Annotated in this window: 15 protein-coding genes, 1 tRNA gene and 1 riboswitch; of the genes, 13 read left to right on the plus strand and 3 right to left on the minus strand. The window is 40.5% G+C overall.

Going from position 1 to position 18,140, the window contains the following annotated elements:
• The first annotated feature begins 143 nt into the window (after positions 1 to 143).
• From MKX49_RS02365 to MKX49_RS02375, 3 genes are read left to right on the plus strand one after another with little or no spacing between them, the layout of a single operon-like run.
• Complete coding sequence (locus tag MKX49_RS02365) at positions 144 to 1,331, plus strand: M20 family metallopeptidase (protein WP_340874657.1); 1,188 nt, start codon at positions 144 to 146, stop codon at positions 1,329 to 1,331.
• Positions 1,332 to 1,343: 12 nt separating this feature from the next.
• Positions 1,344 to 1,544, plus strand: a complete 201-nt coding sequence (locus MKX49_RS02370) for a DUF3311 domain-containing protein (RefSeq protein ID WP_340874658.1) — start codon at positions 1,344 to 1,346, stop codon at positions 1,542 to 1,544.
• Entirely contained in the window at positions 1,541 to 3,040 is a 1,500-nt protein-coding gene (locus MKX49_RS02375) for a sodium:solute symporter family protein (RefSeq protein WP_340874660.1), read from the plus strand. Before MKX49_RS02370 ends, MKX49_RS02375 begins: the two co-directional genes overlap by 4 nt.
• Before the next feature lie 301 nt (positions 3,041 to 3,341).
• Here the strand turns inward: MKX49_RS02375 and MKX49_RS02380 are convergent, their stop codons facing one another.
• Positions 3,342 to 3,470 (minus strand): hypothetical protein, encoded by a 129-nt coding sequence (locus MKX49_RS02380; RefSeq protein ID WP_258832991.1) that lies wholly within the window; start codon positions 3,468 to 3,470, stop codon positions 3,342 to 3,344.
• A gap of 1,140 nt (positions 3,471 to 4,610) precedes the next feature.
• The gene (locus MKX49_RS02385; protein WP_340874662.1) at positions 4,611 to 5,948 is read right to left on the minus strand and encodes an alpha/beta hydrolase family protein; all 1,338 of its coding nucleotides are present in this window, start codon (positions 5,946 to 5,948) and stop codon (positions 4,611 to 4,613) included.
• 284 nt (positions 5,949 to 6,232) lie between these two features.
• Positions 6,233 to 6,398: riboswitch (M-box (ykoK) riboswitch) on the plus strand.
• A 268-nt stretch (positions 6,399 to 6,666) separates the two neighbouring features.
• Between MKX49_RS02385 and mgtE the strand changes: the two genes are divergently transcribed.
• From mgtE to MKX49_RS02405, 4 genes are all read left to right on the plus strand, one after another.
• Complete coding sequence (mgtE, locus tag MKX49_RS02390) at positions 6,667 to 8,025, plus strand: magnesium transporter (RefSeq protein ID WP_176702821.1); 1,359 nt, start codon at positions 6,667 to 6,669, stop codon at positions 8,023 to 8,025.
• A 327-nt stretch (positions 8,026 to 8,352) separates the two neighbouring features.
• Positions 8,353 to 9,381 carry an NADP-dependent oxidoreductase gene (locus tag MKX49_RS02395; RefSeq protein WP_048684398.1) on the plus strand — a complete coding sequence of 343 codons (1,029 nt, stop codon included), beginning with the start codon at positions 8,353 to 8,355 and terminating at the stop codon, positions 9,379 to 9,381.
• A gap of 421 nt (positions 9,382 to 9,802) precedes the next feature.
• On the plus strand, positions 9,803 to 10,216 hold the full coding sequence (locus tag MKX49_RS02400) for a YbjN domain-containing protein (protein ID WP_063235961.1): 414 nt from the start codon (positions 9,803 to 9,805) through the stop codon (positions 10,214 to 10,216).
• 192 nt (positions 10,217 to 10,408) lie between these two features.
• Positions 10,409 to 10,482: transfer RNA gene (locus MKX49_RS02405), tRNA-Gly, on the plus strand.
• Between the two features lie 1,241 nt (positions 10,483 to 11,723).
• Here the strand turns inward: MKX49_RS02405 and MKX49_RS02410 are convergent.
• Complete coding sequence (locus tag MKX49_RS02410) at positions 11,724 to 12,392, minus strand: B3/B4 domain-containing protein (protein ID WP_072272455.1); 669 nt, start codon at positions 12,390 to 12,392, stop codon at positions 11,724 to 11,726.
• A gap of 105 nt (positions 12,393 to 12,497) precedes the next feature.
• Between MKX49_RS02410 and queG the strand changes: the two genes are divergently transcribed.
• The 6 genes from queG to MKX49_RS02440 all read left to right on the plus strand — a co-directional run bounded on the left by queG (position 12,498) and on the right by MKX49_RS02440 (position 18,073).
• Positions 12,498 to 13,637, plus strand: coding sequence for a tRNA epoxyqueuosine(34) reductase QueG (queG, locus tag MKX49_RS02415; protein WP_034315181.1), 1,140 nt, complete (start codon positions 12,498 to 12,500; stop codon positions 13,635 to 13,637).
• Positions 13,638 to 13,833: 196 nt separating this feature from the next.
• Positions 13,834 to 14,691 carry an amidase domain-containing protein gene (locus MKX49_RS02420; RefSeq protein ID WP_063596687.1) on the plus strand — a complete coding sequence of 286 codons (858 nt, stop codon included), beginning with the start codon at positions 13,834 to 13,836 and terminating at the stop codon, positions 14,689 to 14,691.
• Positions 14,692 to 14,758: 67 nt separating this feature from the next.
• Positions 14,759 to 15,247, plus strand: coding sequence for a tRNA (uridine(34)/cytosine(34)/5-carboxymethylaminomethyluridine(34)-2'-O)-methyltransferase TrmL (gene trmL / locus MKX49_RS02425; protein WP_340874670.1), 489 nt, complete (start codon positions 14,759 to 14,761; stop codon positions 15,245 to 15,247).
• A gap of 76 nt (positions 15,248 to 15,323) precedes the next feature.
• Positions 15,324 to 16,073 (plus strand): oxygen-insensitive NADPH nitroreductase, encoded by a 750-nt coding sequence (gene nfsA, locus MKX49_RS02430; RefSeq protein ID WP_340874671.1) that lies wholly within the window; start codon positions 15,324 to 15,326, stop codon positions 16,071 to 16,073.
• A gap of 280 nt (positions 16,074 to 16,353) precedes the next feature.
• A complete protein-coding gene (locus tag MKX49_RS02435) occupies positions 16,354 to 17,202 on the plus strand; it encodes an ABC transporter ATP-binding protein (protein ID WP_340874674.1) in 849 nt (282 codons plus the stop codon).
• Positions 17,153 to 18,073 (plus strand): ABC transporter substrate-binding protein, encoded by a 921-nt coding sequence (locus MKX49_RS02440; RefSeq protein ID WP_063596691.1) that lies wholly within the window; start codon positions 17,153 to 17,155, stop codon positions 18,071 to 18,073. Before MKX49_RS02435 ends, MKX49_RS02440 begins: the two co-directional genes overlap by 50 nt.
• Positions 18,074 to 18,140 lie beyond the last annotated feature (67 nt).

Consider the following 18,140-nt stretch of genomic DNA (forward strand, 5'->3'; position numbering starts at 1 on the left):
AGTGTGAAAAAACAGTTTGGAATTTTCAAAAAATATTGTAATGAAGATCGTATGAGATTATACTCTATTTAAGGAATTTTTTCCTTAAACTAACCTAAATTAAGGGTTGCTGTGTAAAATCAAACGAAAAGGGGTTGTAGCGTATGTCTCAAACCATAATGATTCATGATTTGATCGAGGCTGTTAAAGATGAAGTGATTGCTTGGAGAAGATATTTACATAAGTATCCGGAGCTGTCTTTTCAGGAGGAAAAAACAGCACAATTTGTTTATGAAAAGCTGCAAACTTTTGGTGAATTGGAAATTTCACGTCCGACAAAAACGAGTATAATGGCTCGTTTGATCGGTCAGCAGCCTGGGAAGGTTATTGCACTGCGGGCAGATATGGATGCGCTTCCAATTGTAGAAGAGAATGATTTTGACTTTGTGTCACAGAATTCAGGAGTTATGCATGCTTGCGGACATGATGGGCATACGGCATTGCTGCTTGGCACAGCAAAAACTCTTACACAGTTAAAGGATCAAATTAAAGGGGAGGTGCGCTTTTTATTTCAACATGCCGAGGAACTGCCGCCCGGTGGAGCTCAAGAAATGGTTAGAGCCGGTGTGCTGGATGGGGTGGATATGATCATTGGATCCCATCTCTTGTCGACTCTTCCTTTAGGGAAAATTAGTTTGGGTTACGGTCCAGTGATGGCTGGAGCTGATACTTTTAACATTACTGTGGTGGGTAAAGGGGGGCACGCCTCACAGCCTGAACTTACCGTCGATCCCATAGCAATTGGAACTCAGGTTGTATCAAATCTCCAGCACATTGTTTCGAGGTATCGAGATGCCCAGGAAGCCCTGGTGATTTCAGTGACTCAGTTCCATGCGGGAAGTGCGATTAATGTTATTCCAAGTAAGGTAAGCATTGGTGGATCAGTTCGCAGCTTCAATCCGGAACTGCGGGAAGAAATCCCGAATTTTATCGAACGGATAGTAAAAGGGATTACTGAAGCGCATGGAGCTACTTATGAATTCGATTATCAGTTTGGTTATGCTCCTACCATTAATGATGAAGAAGTTACCCGATTGATGGACGAAACAGTCTGTGAAATATTTGGTGAAGAAAGTCGAGAAATTTCAAAGCCAATTATGGGAAGTGAAGACTTCTCTGCTTTTCAAAAAGTAGTTCCGGGATCTTATATTGGAATAGGAGCTCGTAATGAAGAAAAAGGGATTATATATCCTCACCATCATCCCCAATTTACAGTCGATGAACAGGCTCTACAAATTGGGGTGAAGTTATTTGTTCATGGGACTTTAAAAATGTTAAATCTAATATACTAGGGGGCTAAGAGAATGAAAAAAATATATTGGCTCGGAATTATCCCGTTTCTTGGTTTTATCGTAGGCACCTTGTTTACAAATAAAGTGACTCCCTATGTTCTGGGTATGCCATTTTTTCATTTTTGGATTGTACTTTGGTCTGTGCTGACCACAGGTATAATGGGGATTATTTATCTACTCGATCCTGCTAATCAGAAGGGAGATTCAAGATGAACATTGCCGTTTTTTTCATCCTGTTTTTTTTCGTCATTTCCGTTTTGATCGGTATCCAGGCCAAAAAAGGGAAAGAAATGAACTTAGAACAATGGTCGGTTGGAGGTCGCGGGATGGGGGCCCTATTGATTTTCCTCTTATCCGCAGGTGAAATGTATACTACCTTTACCTTTTTGGGGGCAAGCGGATCGGCTTATGGGGAAGGCGGTTCCATCTTTAGTATCGTGACATATGGCTGTCTGGCTACAGTCATCTCCTATTGGACATTTCCGGCAATCTGGAGGTATGCAAAGAAACACCAATTAGTTTCCCAATCTGATTTTTTTGTGAAAAAATATCAAAGTCCATATCTTGGTGTGCTTGTTGCTGTAATAGGTGTTATAGCTTGTACTTGCTACTTAGTCCTGCAATTGAAGGGTTTAGGATATATCGTTTCTGCAACATCCTATGGGGTCATTTCTTCTACAGCTGCCATTTGGGTTGGAGCAATTGGTGTTACCATTTTTGTAATGGTTTCCGGTATTCACGGTTCTGCCAGGACAGCTATTTTGAAGGATATTCTGATTCTTGGCGTTGTTGTATTTTTAGGAGTTTATTTCCCACTTCATTATTATGGCGGTCTTCAACCTATGTATGAGGCCGTTGAACAGGCAAAGCCGAACTATACCATACTTCCAAATCAGGGAAAGAGCGTTTCATGGTATATATCGACCGTTGTATTAAGCTCTATTGGATTTTATATGTGGCCGCACGGGTTTTCTCCTATTTATGCTGCCTCTAGCGAGAAAGCACTGAAAAAAAATGCAATCCTAATGCCAATGTACCAATTGATTTTATTGTTTGCCTTTTTTGTCGGGTTTGCAGCGATCTTACAGATGCCTGGATTAAAAGGCGGCGACGCCGACCTTATCTTGCTACAGCTTTCTAAACAAGAATTTGATCCATGGTTTGTAGGCTTAATCGGTGGTACTGGCGTGTTAGCCGCTCTAGTCCCAAGTTCCATGCTGTTGATGTCTATATCAACATTGCTTGCGAAAAATGTATACAGCGTATTCACTCCATCTGCAACGGAAAATCAAATTGCAAAACTGGTGAAATATTTGGTTCCGCTTATTTCTCTAGTAGGGATTTACTTGACCTTTAAAGGTGGAAACACCCTCTTTAGTCTCGCTTTAATCGCCTATAATTTTATTACACAACTTGCTCCTGCCTTTTTCGCAAGTTTGATGAGAAAGAATTTTGTAACCAAACATGGAGCATTTGCAGGGATAATAACAGGAGGAGTACTAGTCTCCATTATGGAACTAGGGAACATAAAAATCAGTCAACTATTTCCTTATCTTCCTCAAGCAATAAAAGACCTGAATGTGGGTATTATCGCCCTATTTGTTAACATTGTTGTTTTAGTGGTGGTCAGTTTGATGACAAAAAACTTTACTTATACTCATCAAGATACTGATGATTTGGAGACATCAACACTAGAGCAGAAGATCTAATGCAAAAAGAATCAAATAGCTAACTCAACATGATTTTTTACATTCACTTCCGGTATAAATATGTAACACGAATTCCTTCCAATTAAAACTTTCCTGGGGCAGTTTTGCAGCACGCCATTTACAGTTTGGAACGCTTTTAAAGAATTGGGCTTTTTGGAATCAAAGTTGGTCCAGTGGACACAGGATAATTCAATGATCGCCCTTTTTTGAAGGGGACCTTTGAGAATTGTTCTTTTTAACAATGAAGAATGCCTGCAAATGAAACAAACCGGTCTGAATATGACCGGTTTGTTTCATTTAGTTACTCTGATTTAGAGCTCTGATCTTTATTTCTTTTATTTCCTTTGCTGTTGTCCCCACTAACAGGGGTTTGTCCGTGTAATTGCGGCGAATTTTGGTTACGGCTGCCTTTATTGAATTTTTTTGTCATGTCTCACATCTCCTTTCTTTTTTCAAATACAGTTTGTCCCTTTTTGGAGAACTTATGTTTCTCACTTGAAAGGAACAACTTTGTAATATTTTTCATTACGGCTAGTAAGGTAGCTCAGTAGGGGGGAGAGGTAGAATAATCATTACCTGTTGAAAAAAGCTCAGCCCTATGGGGTTACAGAGGACTGAGTTAATGTCTTAAAACGCTTGTCGGGCATCCAGTTTATCAATCTGGAACCAGTATGGGGAATTGTCATTTCGTCCTTGGGGGATCTTGCACAGACAAGGCGCACAAATTGGCTGTTATGATGGTTGAAAGTGCTAATTATGAAGATAAAATAATCGTAAGGGAATGTTCGAAAACTTGAGGATCCTTTAACATAGTTCATTCAAGGGGTTTTAATTACATAATTCTTACTTTATTTTTAAAAAGCTTACAGTAGTAGTTTGTAGCTCTGAAAAAAAGAACAGTATATACAGATAACTGATTTCAAGGATACATGTGGCATTCTTTTTTAAAGCATGCATGAGTGATCCTTCCTTTCTTATTGTAATTTCATCAATTATACTAATGAATTTATACAAAATCTTCCTCTTTGTTAGATTACCTGCCATTGTTTTTCTGGATGTACGATTTTATTGAAACAGGATCGTTCACATGGCCAACTGATGCCATGTATATGAAGGAGGGCTTTTTTACTTGGCTCAATAAACGCCTCGGTAGAATATATTTAGCTTGCTATTTTGGGAATGACAAAAAATGATTTAGGCTTGTACAAATTTGGACGTTGATTTCCACTTCAGGCACCGCTTTCCGCGGGCGGTCGGGGAGCCTCCTCGGCTTGCGCCTGCGGGGTCTCCCCTGGACGCGCTTTTTCGGCAGGAGTCTCGCACCTTCCGTTCCAATCAACTATGTTTTAATTTTTAGATAGAACCCTATAGAATTTATTTAAAATGCTTTTAACTCATCCAATAAACTATTCAATTCAAGTTCTTAATGATCTTCATTTCTTTTAGTAATACAAACACTTATGGGATAACCAGGGCTAAGATGATATAACCTAAAAAGATTATTCACCCTAGTATTGAAGGCACGAGAATCATTTGAGTGATCTTTGCAAACCCGGGGGAGACACAATTCTCAATTGGTATTTTTATTTTTACTGGTGATGTCATTTTTGTTTAAAAATTCAATGATTCCACTCACCAATCCAGAGGATAATGCCAGTTCAGGATTTGTATAGGTTGCTAAATTCCCTGCTCGATCTGCAGGGGCTTCTTTCAATACATGATTCATCTTTTCGATTATAAGTAATTCTGAATCGCTTTTTTCCTCATGTAACGCTTTTGCATTAGTTGCCGGCACTTGAATGTCTCTATTGCCGTTTACGATTAGAACAGGGATATTCAGTTCCTTTACTGTTTCTAGCGGGTTATATTGAATCCAAGAAATCATGTAAGGTTGAACAGAGGGGCGGAATACACTTTGCAGATGAGCACTGACAGTCTCGACTTGTTTTCCTTGTTTTAGCTTTGCCAGTATATCTTTGGATTCCGTTAATAACGACGGTGTAAGCTGCTCTTCAAGCTGTTTCATGAGAACTTGGTCAATAGGTTCCCCTGCACCCGCCAATGAAATGAATATGTCTGTTTCTGTTTTCTTTGCGGCTGCCATTCCAATTAAAGAGCCTTCGCTATGGCCGATGATGCCGACTTTGGAAAAACGGCCATCCTTTTTGGTAAATTGGACCCAGGCAGCTGCATCATCAATATACTGTTCAAATCTCAGGTCCTCTTCTTTTCCTGCCAATTGCATATTTTCACCAATTCCGCGCTTATCATACCTGATGCTTGCAATCCCTTTTTCTGCAAGACTTTCGGCTAACATTTTCAAACTATTATTTTTTCCGGGAGTTGCAATGGTGTTACCATCTTTATCGGTCGGCCCGGAACCCGCAATTATAATCATCACAGGAAAAGGCCCTGCATGTTTTGGTGTTTCTAAAAGGCCTTTAATGGTTCCGTTCTTTAAGTCGGCCTGCACGATTTCACCTGATTCTTTTTCTTCAACTGCCTGAACGGATTTCTTGAGCAATTCAAAGGGGAAGGCTTGCCCTTTTTGAACAAATGTTCCTGAAATCTTATCCTGATTTAATTTCCCATCAAACGTAATTTGCTGATTTTGGATTTTCATATCAAAAAACAAGTCTGATTCACTTAACCTTACACTTGTTAAGGGGAATTCGTTCAACCCTTGTACAGGAATACTTATCGTTCCATCTTTCTTTGTAAAATGAACAATGATTGGAAGCGGTTGATTTGGGATCTTAATATCTCCTTCCCATCTGCCTTCAATAGCATTCAATGAGCTCACTTCCTTCGATTTCTCTTCCACCTGTACCTCGTCCTTGGTTCTGCAACCTGCCATTAATAAAGCAGCACTTACGATAATACATATAATCGACAAAAGTCTTTTCATTTGAGCCAGTTCCTTTCTTAAAATAATTAGACTCAGTCATTGGATATCCGTCTTCATTATAAGGAGTTTTTAATATAAAATTCCAATATTTCCCCTTGTGTCGCGTTTGTTTCTCTACACTTTTAATTTTTTTGAAGAGGTAGGGACATTCAATCACCATCTTAATCCGGGCGCAAAAGTCGGTGTTGTTTTCATTAGAGATCGGAAAACCAGGTCAAAATTAGAATGATTTGAATCAAATATTGACATCTAAAAGAAACTCTTTTAGAGTGAATGTGTAAATTAAATATCCTCGTTAGGTGAGGCTCCTGTGTAGGAGATACGCTACTGCCCAAAAATGTCGAAAGACGCCAATGGGTCAACAGAAACCATCGACATAAGGTGGTTTTTAATGTAGCTGGCTTTGTCCTATGCCACACAGTGCTAAAGCTCTACGAATGGAGGAACTGGATTTATGCTTGTATTTGTCATTCAGTCATATAAGGCTGTTTGTATTTGTCATCCAGACAATGTACGCATATATACCGTATTTAACACCTTCATTTGTAATGGAGGTGTTTTTATTTTTTTCCTGGAGGTGTGGGATTTGGATAACTATTCACGACGACATACTCGTGAATGGAAGCAAGATTTTGGAAGGGGAATAATAATATTTTTTTTATTCTTAATATTTAAGGGAAATATTTTTTGGCTCCCCTAAAAAGGAGTGAGAGACAAGATGATAAAAGTCCTGACGGAAGATCAAATGACTTTACAAATCATAAAGGTATTAAAAGAAGGAAAAAAGAAAGAATTTCAAGCGATATTGGAAGAACTCCAACCATATGACATTGCGCGAATTTTTGAAGGGCTCCCAGAAAAACACCATACACGCTTCTTGTTGTTACTCGATTCAGAACAAATCGCTGAACTGATTCAAGAAGTTGAGAAAGTCCATCAATTAAAAATTCTTAGTAAATTGGGAATAGAGAAATCCGGCCATGTAATGGATTTAATGGATAATGATGATCTAGCTTCATTGTTAGAGGACCTATCCCCTGGAAAAATCGAAGAACTTCTTTCTGGCATGAAACAAGAAGAATCAAAAATCGTTCAAAATATCATGAATTACCCCCCTGAAACGGCAGGGCGAATCATGACAAACCGTTTTGTATGGATCCCCCAACATTATTCGGTGCGTGAATCAGTTGAAAAACTGAAAATCTTTGCGGAGTTTTCGGAAACGATCAACTATCTTTATGTAATAGATAATGATAAAAAATTAGTAGGTGTTGTCTCATATCGGGATTTAATAATAAATGATGAATCTGAAAAAATTCAAGATATTATGTACAGCCGGGTTATCTCCGTATCCGCATATGAAGACCAAGAAGAGGTAGCTCGTGTTATTGAGCGATATGATTTTTTAGCAATTCCAGTAGTTGAAAAAAATAATGAGTTACTAGGAATTGTAACCGTCGATGATATTATTGATGTTGTCATTAAGGAAGCGAATGAAGATATTGAAAAATTATCGGCATCCGGTAAAGCTATAGACTTTGACACGAAGGCGCACGTGGCCGCGTATCGTCGGCTGCCCTGGCTTATTTTGCTTTTATTTATCGGATTAGTGTCTGGAACCATTATAAGCGGTTTTGAAGAAACCTTGTCCAAAGTTGTTGCACTTGCCTTCTTTATGCCGATGATCGCAGGGATGACTGGAAATACAGGTACTCAATCTTTAGCCGTTGTTGTAAGGGGTCTAATCACTAGTGATACGGATAAAGGAGTCGTGACCAGGCTCATTATACGGGAACTGAAAGTTGGCTTGATAATAGGCATCACCTGCGGAATATTAATTTCCATCATAGCTTATGTTTGGCAGGGAAATCCCGTTCTGGGATTAGTGGTTGGAAGTTCGTTGGTGATGACCCTGATTATCGGGACTTTAGCTGGGACCATTATTCCTTTGATATTATATAAATTCAACATCGATCCCGCAGTTGCTTCTGGTCCGCTAATTACAACACTGAATGATATACTCTCGTTACTTATTTACTTTGGAATGGCAACGATGTTCATTTCAAAATTGATGTAGACTATCCACGAATTAGTTCATTAAACTGGTTAATGAGAAGAAGGGGCAGTAACCCTGCCAAGCAGACAATAAAAATAGATTATTTCAAGCTGCGGCCTTTTCCCGGTATTCAATCGGGGAAAGGCCGTTTAATTTTTCTGGTGAGCGAACCGTTTATCGAAATGAAAAACATTGGACATAATAGGCTGTAGCAAGTTTGAGGTTTTCAGGAAAGGCTACATAAATAGTGTTATGGAAGCGATAGCCAATCATATTCTTTGACCTATGAACTTCATCAGTGATACGCTTCTTTTCGAAATTACGTATTCAAACCAAGGAGGAACAATGATGACACAAACCAAACAACAAATAATCACCCTGGCAAACCGTCCGAAAGGTATGCCTTCGAAAGGGGATTTTAACTTTGTTGAAAGTGAAGTTCCCACACCGAAGGATAATGAGATTTTAGTACGTACACTATATTTATCTGTCGATCCATACATGCGTGGCAGAATGCAAGATACCAAATCATATATTGCTCCATTTGAATTGAATAAGGTCATCACGGGCGGCGTTGTTGCCGAAGTTGTTGAGTCCAAATCGAATTCCTTCAAACAAGGGGATGTCGTTGTTGGGAATATCGACTGGGCAGAATACACAGTTGTCACTGAAAAGGAAATCCGTGTGATTGATCCCAAGGTGGCTCCGGTCACAACTCATTTAGGGATTCTTGGAATGACCGGTTTAACTGCTTACTTTGGTTTGCTTGATATTGGTAAACCTCAAGAAGGTGAAACGGTAGTCGTTTCAGGAGCGGCTGGAGCAGTCGGTTCAGTAGTCGGACAAATTGCTAAGATTAAAGGTGCGAAGGTTGTTGGCATCGCTGGTTCAGATGAAAAACTTGAGTATTTAACGAAAGAGCTAGGATTTGATGGAGCCGTAAATTATAAAAGTGATAGTTTTGCAACAGATTTAGCCAATGCTGTTCCTGATGGAGTCGATGTTTATTTCGATAATGTGGGCGGCGAGGTGTCCGATGCTGTTTTTACACTTTTGAATGCGAATGCCCGAATTCCATTATGCGGGGCGATTTCCTCATATAACGCGGAAGGAAAAGATCTAGGACCGCGTCTGCAATCGGCAATGATCAAAACCAGTGCACTAATGAAAGGTTTCACAGTTGGAAATTATGCCGCTAGATTCCAGGAGGGTGCTACGGAATTAGGTAAGTGGCTTCAAGAAGGAAAGCTGAAGTATGAAGAAACGATTATTGAAGGGTTCGAAAACACACCGGATGCATTTTTAGGTTTGTTTAAAGGAACGAACCTCGGAAAACAGCTTGTAAAAGTTGCGGAACCCGAATTCGCTCAACTATAAGTTTTATGGAAATAAAGCTGAGGAAGGCCCTTCGTTGTGATTTTTAAGCAGCTTATAACAAAAGCGGCCTTTTTTCGTATTCAATCGGGAAAAGGCCGTTTTCCTTTCAAGTTAAAATATGATCCTTCTTACCCTTAGTGGTATCTTTTGATCCATATGAAGGATATTGCTTTGTGCTTGGACATATATACCCTTTGAAGGATGCTCAAAAATCCGCCAGGAAATTTTGGACCTGCAAGGAGCGCTTCAGTTTTGCGGAGAAGCAACTGGCTAATCAATCCAGGAAGGGAGCTCATATTTGACTCCCTTCCTTTTAATGTCGCCCCTGTTAATAGGAGGAAATTGGCAGAATGTTAGAAAAGTCTGTAAAAATGCTGGTTTTCATTATAAAATGTACTTATAAACAGAAAGGTGATGAACCATGTCAAACGTTGCTAAATTTCGTGATTTTTTAACTAGTGAGAAAATCTATATGAATGAGTTGAATGAAGATGGCACCACCTTTTTTAGAGCCGAGCAAAAGTTAAAGGACGGGTGGAAGGTCCTTTTAGTATTTGCTTTCAATCAAGATGAAAATGTGGCGGACTTATTTTGCTTTAATGTCGCCGAGTTGAAGAATCCTGAAAAGAAACAGGATGTACATACACTATTGAATGAATATAATGCTAATTTCAGGTATTCCAAACTGTATGAAGAAAATGGGACCATTTCCATTCGTTATTCATACTCCATTGAGGGGGATATCGTACCTGATCTGGCGTTCAGGAAGTTAATCATGCTGCTTGAAACGGCACAGCAGGTTTATCCGCGGTTAATGGAAGTCATTTGGTCTTAAATCACCATATAGGATGAAAAAGTTCTCTTCAATCAGGGGACTTTTTAACATTTTTACTAGAGTGAATGAATATATTAATTTTACAATACGCTAATTATTATTTTTTTTTTTAAAGAACTATTGCATTTTTTTATATTAGACTATATAATTAATTTTGTTGATTGGTAATTCGACAAACTTCTACAAGAATATGCGGGTGTAGTTTAGTGGTAAAACCTCAGCCTTCCAAGCTGATGATGAGGGTTCGATTCCCTTCACCCGCTCCAATACATACTCATAACGTAGGGTTTCGTTACCTGGAGAACGAAGCTTTGCGTTTAAATATTATTACAAGAATTCTACTGTTTACAGTGGGATTTTTTTTGCATTTCATCGAAGCGGTAATACAGTATGTCATACCCGAAAAATGGACTTTAATTTTTGATTATCCTTCATCCGGGAGTGTGGGGATTTCGATGCACCACAAACTTAGTCAATTTGATTAACTACGTTAGTAGAATCAGTTTGACTAAGTTTGTGCTTTTTTTGTTAATGGGGAAGAGAAAGGCGTGCCAGGCTTATGTAGCATCGATGATTATCAATCGAAAGGCAGAAAGTAACCATTGTAAACCGGCTAGCCGAGACCCCGGAGATGTTTGCTTTGATGAGGCTTCGCAGACAGTCGGAGGGAAGGGAATGAATTTCTGGGTAAAACGGAAAGTGTTTTTGAGGGTTAGCAAATCTGATCGTTGATTTCCACTACAGGCACTCGCTTTCCGCGGGCGGTCCGGGAGCCTCCTTGGCTCTCGCCTTCGGTGTCTCCCTTGGCCACGCTTTTCCCGCAGGAGTCTCGTACCTTACGTTCCAATCAACTGGAACGTTCTTTTAAATAAAAACCGTGGGCTAGACTCATCCCGAACCAAGTTTAAGACAAGGTGATCCTAGAGTTTTTTTACAGTAACCCATAAAGGATGGAAGAAATTTGCGACACTTCAGCCGAGTAACCGGCTAGCAGAGACCCCGGAGATGTTTGCTTTGATGAGGCTTCGCAGATAGTCGGCGGAAAGGGAGGGGGGTCTCTGGAATCAACTGGAATGAGATTTTAAGAAAAAACCCTAGGCTGGCTCATCCCTAACCAAGTTTAAGACGAGGTGATCCTTGAGGTTTTTTACATTAATCCTTAAAAGATGGAAGAAATTTGCGACACTCCAGCCGAATAACTGGCTAGTCGAGACCCCAGAGGCGCTTGCGCCGAGGAGGCTTGGCAGACAGTCGGCGGAAAGGGAGAGGATTTCTGGAATCGACTGGAATGTAAATTAAGAATAGTCCGTAGGCTAGATTCATCCCAAATCAAGTTTAAGACTTTGTGATCCTTTATGCTCTTAAATTCCAGTGATCTTTATTGCCTTTTTGGTAGGGATCGATTCGGTTGAATAAAAGGATACTAGCGGACTGGTTTTATTAATTGGAAAAATCATAAAAAACCCCTTCCGATTGTGGAAAGGGTTTAATTTCGTTCAATTTTTAATTATCCTTCTACAATCGAGTAAGTCCCTTCACCACCATGGATTTCAAGGAACATGTCCATCAGGGATTTCGTCAGCTGATCTGCTTCCGTGATTGGAGTATTGGGTTGTAAATAAATGATTTGGATAGCTTTTTTCGTTTCTTCGGTGACTTTCGTGCGTTCTGAATCAACGTAAGGACTTCCGAATGCGCCAGCATGATCGGCTGAGGTAATCATATTTTCCATGGAATTCAAGCGGCCGTTCAAACCGTCATACCCATCTGAACCCTCGCCAATCTTAATCGAGATGTCTCCTGTTAATTTTTCAGCATCATAAATGCCGATCGGAACTTCATATAACAGTGAGAAGAAGTTATTCAAATCGATGGCGGAATGGATGGGTGTCAAGTAATTCTGTTTTTTTACGCGGCGGTAAAGGGCTTCCACGGAGGGACGATACCGTGACGGGTTCGTTCCTGTAGCCTTGAAAATTTCCCGCCACACTTTAATGCCGGAAAAGTCGGTCAATTCCTTTTCTTCAAGGTCGAAGAAAAGAGCTTCCTGAAATAGTTGAAGTCTTCCTTTCACCATTTGCGGGGAGGGACCTACTTCGATGTTTTCATATGTAATGACCCCGACTTTGAATTCAGGGATTTTACTGCTAAGATTAGCTGATACGGTAATTTCCAACCGTTTCACCTCCAAAAATGATTGCAATTAGTTTATCATAGATAGCAATGGTTTGAAATGGATTCAAGCTTCAATGGGAATACTGAATGAACGTAGGTGATTAATATGGATATGAACTCATTCAAGCAAGAAGTGATTTTATATAGTAAGGAAATCGGCATCGATAAAATTGGCTTTACTTCGGCTACGGCTTTCACCGAACTGAAAGGTCGGCTGATACGTCAACAGGAACTGGATTACCAGTCAGGGTTTGAAGAAGCCGATATAGAAAAAAGGGTGAGGCCTGAATTGATATTCGATAAACCGCAATCCATCATTTCGATTGCGCTTGCTTATCCTTCGAAATTGAAGGATGCTCCGCAAAGTACAAAAAGTGAACGCCGCGGGATCTTTTGCCGGGCGTCTTGGGGAACGGATTATCATACCGTTCTCCGTAATAAATTGCAGTTACTTGAGAATTTCATTAAAGATAAAGTGCCAGGGGCAATGATGAAGTCCATGGTTGATACGGGTGAGTTATCCGATAGGGCAGTGGCTGAGCGTGCAGGTATTGGCTGGAGTGCAAAAAACAGTATGATCATCACACCGGAATTCGGTTCTTATGTATACTTGGGAGACATGATAACCAACCTGCCATTTGAACCGGATCAACCGATGGAAGATCAATGCGGGACATGCAATAAATGTGTCGATGTTTGCCCGACTGGAGCGCTCGTTCAGGGCGGGCAGCTAAATTCCAAGCGTTGCATTGCGTTCTTGACACAGACAAAAGGTTTCCTTCCGGATGAGTTCAGGACGAAAATAGGCAATCGTTTGTATGGATGTGATACATGCCAGACCGTTTGTCCGAAAAACAAAGGAATGGATTTTCATTTTCATGAAGAGATGGAACCCGACCCCGAGCTGGCGAAACCGCTGTTAAAACCCCTGCTTACGATTTCAAATCGGGACTTCAAAGAGACATACGGCCATGTATCTGGCTCTTGGCGCGGTAAAAAACCAATCCAACGAAATGCCATTTTAGCATTGGCCCATTTCAAAGATGAAACGGCATTGCCTCTATTGATACAGGTCATGAAGAATGATCCGCGGCCCGTCATCAGGGGGACGGCTGCCTGGGCAGTTGGGAAAATTGGCCGGGAGCAGGCTGTTTCCGCATTGGAAGAAGCTCGAATGAAGGAAAAGGATGAAGAGGTATTGGCGGAAATTGAGAAAGGACTGCAGTTTACCTTGGAAACAAAATAATATTTAAAATGCAGCCGCCTCGTAAATATAACGGGGCGGCTTTTTTGCTTAAGATATTCCGGCAGCTTCAAGGAAAATCTATATAAAAAGTTTCATTATGGGTAAGGATTGAAACTCCCGCATTTATGAAGTTGTGTTTTTGTCCATGCCCTCGTACATACACATTAGCATAGATGGTAAGAAGGAGGGCATGAACTTGAGGGAACAATTGCAACGCCTTTTACAAGAAAGAGTGGAGTTTTATACTTCAGATGATCTGGAACGGGGTGAAAGGAAGTTACATTTGAAGAAGGAAATGATGAGGAACCGCGCTGCCGAAATTGTTCGGGTGAATGCGGCAGGCAAGGTACATTCGAAAAGAAAGGAAGACAGGGATACAGTCCTGACCTATCATGTCCATCTGCAATATTTATTGAAACAGGAAGATTCATTTTATATAGAAGAAGAAATGGAAGAAAGGGAGGCACGGTTTCGAAATGGGTATATAGTGGATGAAATTGAGTTGATTCCCAGCTTTGAAACTGAAGAGGCACCGCCAAAATGTGATCCAGGCGCAGATCGTCTCGCATATAAGTATGATCGAATGAAGGCCGTTCAATATGCCGAGCGTTGGTGGAATGAATTTAATCCGGCTTATTATAAATTCACCGATGATTGTACGAATTACATTTCACAATGTTTACATGCAGGGGGAATACCGATGTGGGGGGCGCCAAATAAAAATAAGGGCTGGTGGATAAGGGGGAAAAGCTGGAGTTATACATGGACGACAGCCCATTCTTTATATCATCTGCTTAAAGCCGGGAATGCCATCAGGACAAAGCAGGTGGAGTCGGCCAAGGAATTGAATTTGGGCGACATCCTCTGCATAGATTTCGAAGGGAACGGACGGTTTGACCATAACTTGATTGTAACGGCGAAGGATCAGGACGGGATGCCGCTTGTGAATGCACATACGATGAACAGCCGTCACCGATATTGGACGTATGAGGATTCAACCAGATATACACCGAACATCGTTTATAAATTCTTTGTGATTTTGGATGGAGGGTGATTGGTTTTTAGTCTTTTTTGTTTAATGCTATAATTAAGGTGAAGTTCAAACTAGAGGTGAAAATGAAGTGTCAATACATGTAGTTTTATATCAACCACAGATTCCAGCAAATACAGGAAATATCGCAAGAACATGTGCAGGGACGGATACGTCTTTACATCTCATTCGCCCGCTCGGTTTCTCGACGGATGACAAACAGCTCAAACGGGCCGGGCTCGATTACTGGGAGAATGTAAAGATCCATTATTATGATTCGTTAGAAGAGTTTTTTGAAAGAAACGCCGGCGGTGAATTTTATTACTTGACGAAATTCGGGGAGCAGCCTCATTCGAGCTTCGATTACAGTGATCAAGACAGAGAGATATTTTTCATTTTTGGCCGTGAAACGACGGGTCTGCCGAAAGATCTGATCCAAGAAAATATGGATCGGTGCCTGCGGATTCCAATGACGGATAAAGTACGTTCCCTTAATCTGTCGAACACGGCAGCCATCTTGGTTTATGAAGCACTTAGACAGCAGAATTACCGTGAATTGGATTTGAAAACAAAAGGTTGAGTTTCATCAATACTGTCATCGGGGGCATTTCAGCCCCGATGATGGATACTTTACATATTCTTTAGGGGTGGGAGCATTGAATAACATTATTGAGAAGATCTTAGATCACCGTTCCATTCGTTCTTTTGAGGACAAGTTATTGTCTGGGGAGCAAATCAATACGATTGTGGAATGTGCCCAAGCTGCATCGACTTCAAGTTATATTCAAGCGTATTCAATCATAGGGGTAACCGACCCGGAAAAGAAAGCCAAGCTTGCCGAACTTGCCGGACCACAGTCATATGTAGAGAAGAATGGACATCTATTCGTCTTTTGCGCCGATTTATATCGTCAGGATATGGTTTCCGAAATGGAAAACACGGACCTGTCCGAATCGATTGAAAGTACCGAGAAATTCATGGTTGCCTGTATTGACGCGGCTCTAGCGGCCCAAAATGCAGCATTGGCGGCAGAATCGATGGATCTAGGCATTTGCTATATAGGCGGGATCCGCAATAATCTCCTGGAAGTGTCAGCGATTTTGAATATACCGCATCGTGTTATACCATTATTCGCTCTAGCGGTCGGATATCCGAAAAACCGTTCGGATAAAAAGCCGCGTTTGCCGTTGTCCAATATCTATCATGAAAATGGATATCAGGAGGATAAGCAAGAGTTCATCGGACAACTTGAAGAGTATAATGAAACGATTTCCAGTTATTATGAGCTTCGGACTAACGGTAAACGAAAAGACACCTGGACCGGGCAAATGGCAGGAATGCTTGGAAAGAAAAGCAGGCTGTACATGAAAGATTATGTTGAGAAGCAAGGATTTAAGAAACATTGATTAATGAATACGGCCTATTAGGAATATTTTTGCCAAAGTCCTGAGTATGAGCCAAACCTAAAGATCCCGGAAGTGTCCCCGGGGTCTTTACTGTGTTCATTTGTCAGTCGGTAATACGGACCGGCCCCAAAAATGCTGTCAGAATTTCTTCTTATATGCCCATGAAATTACCATTGACAATATATTTAGATAGAATTATAGTAATTAAGTAGTGGATAATGATAATCATTTTCATTTGAGTTTTTACTTACCTATTTTTTCAGTAAATGGAGGTTAAAAAATGGTTCGCCTATATACAGAGAATTTGAATATTGGTTATGGTGAACGTTTAATTGTAAAAGATCTCAGTGTGGAAATTCCAGATAAAAAAATCACAACGATCATCGGTTCAAATGGATGTGGGAAATCGACACTTTTGAAAGCGATCACCAGAATCATTCCAAATCAATCAGGTACGGTTGTTTTAGATGGGGTTAATATCTCAAAAGAAAGCACTAAGATCCTTGCAAGAAAAATGGCCATACTTCCGCAGACACCCGAGAGTGCAAGCGGTTTGACGGTTGGGGAGCTCGTATCATATGGGCGCTTTCCCTATCAAAAAGGTTTTGGGCGCCTGACCCAGAAAGACTATGATGTGATTGATTGGGCACTTGAAGTGACCGGCACGAAAGACTTCAAGTTCCGTCCCGTGGATGCTCTGTCAGGAGGTCAGCGCCAGCGTGTTTGGATTGCGATGGCCCTTGCCCAGAAAACGGAAATCATCTTCCTTGATGAGCCGACCACCTATTTGGATATGGCCCATCAGCTGGAGGTTCTGGAATTATTACAGAGGCTGAATGTAGAACAGGGACGTACAATTGTCATGGTTCTTCATGATTTAAACCAAGCTGCTCGCTTTGCCGACTATATCATTGCCTTAAAGGACGGGGAAATAGTCAAAGCAGGAGATTGTGAAGAAGTCATCACTCATGAAGTTCTTAAGGAAGTATTCCATATTGATGCGGTAATCGGACGAGATCAACGAACGAACAAACCAATGTGCAGCACATACAACTTACTAAAAGGAGATTTGACAACAAATGAAAAAAATATTGATCCCGTTTATACTGCTGTTAGTGTTAATTATTAGTGCTTGTGGTAACGAGTCAGCCGAAAAGGAAAAAAGCTCCGCTTCCAAAAAAGAAAAATCAGGTACCATCACCTATCAATCTGAAAATGGTCCTGTTGAAGTTCCGGCAGATCCTCAGCGTGTTTTAGTACTATCATCTTTCGCAGGTAACGTAATGGCTTTGGATGTTAACCTGGTAGGGGTTGATTCCTGGTCTAAAATGAACCCGAATTTTAAAGAGTTAAAAGATGTGGAAGAAGTGACGGACGAAAACCTGGAAAAAATCATCGAGTTGAATCCGGATTTAATCATTGGTTTATCGACGATTAAAAATGTCGATAAATTAAAGGAAATTGCTCCAACCGTAACTTATACATACGGAAAAGTGGACTACTTAACACAACATGTAGAAATCGGTAAACTTTTGAATAAAGAAAAAGAAGCTCAAGCATGGGTGGATGATTTCAAAGAACGGGCAAAAACAACCGGTGATGAAATTAAAGCCAAAATTGGAGAAGATGCTACCGTTTCCGTTTTCGAAAAGTTTGACAAACAGTTCTATGTATACGGTGATAATTGGGGACGTGGAACGGAAATCCTTTATCAAGAAATGAAATTGGGTATGCCTGAAAAGGTAAAAGAAGTGGCGCTGAAAGATGGTTACTTTGCCTTATCCTTAGAAGTCCTTAAAGACTATGCCGGTGATTATGTGATTTTGAGCAATAACAAAGATCAGGACAATTCATTCCAACAAACTGACACGTTTAAAAACATACCTGCCGTTAAAAACAATAAACTATATGAAGCTGATGCAAAAAAATTCTATTTCAATGATCCAATCACATTAGATTACCAATTAGACTTCTTTTCCAAAAGTTTTCTTGGAAAATAATACAGCGAGGGAGAGGGATTCCAATTCCTCTCCTTTTATTCTATAAAAAAAGAGATGAGAGAGACAG

Source organism: Peribacillus sp. FSL M8-0224, assembly GCF_038003055.1.
GTDB lineage: Bacteria > Bacillota > Bacilli > Bacillales > DSM-1321 > Peribacillus > Peribacillus frigoritolerans.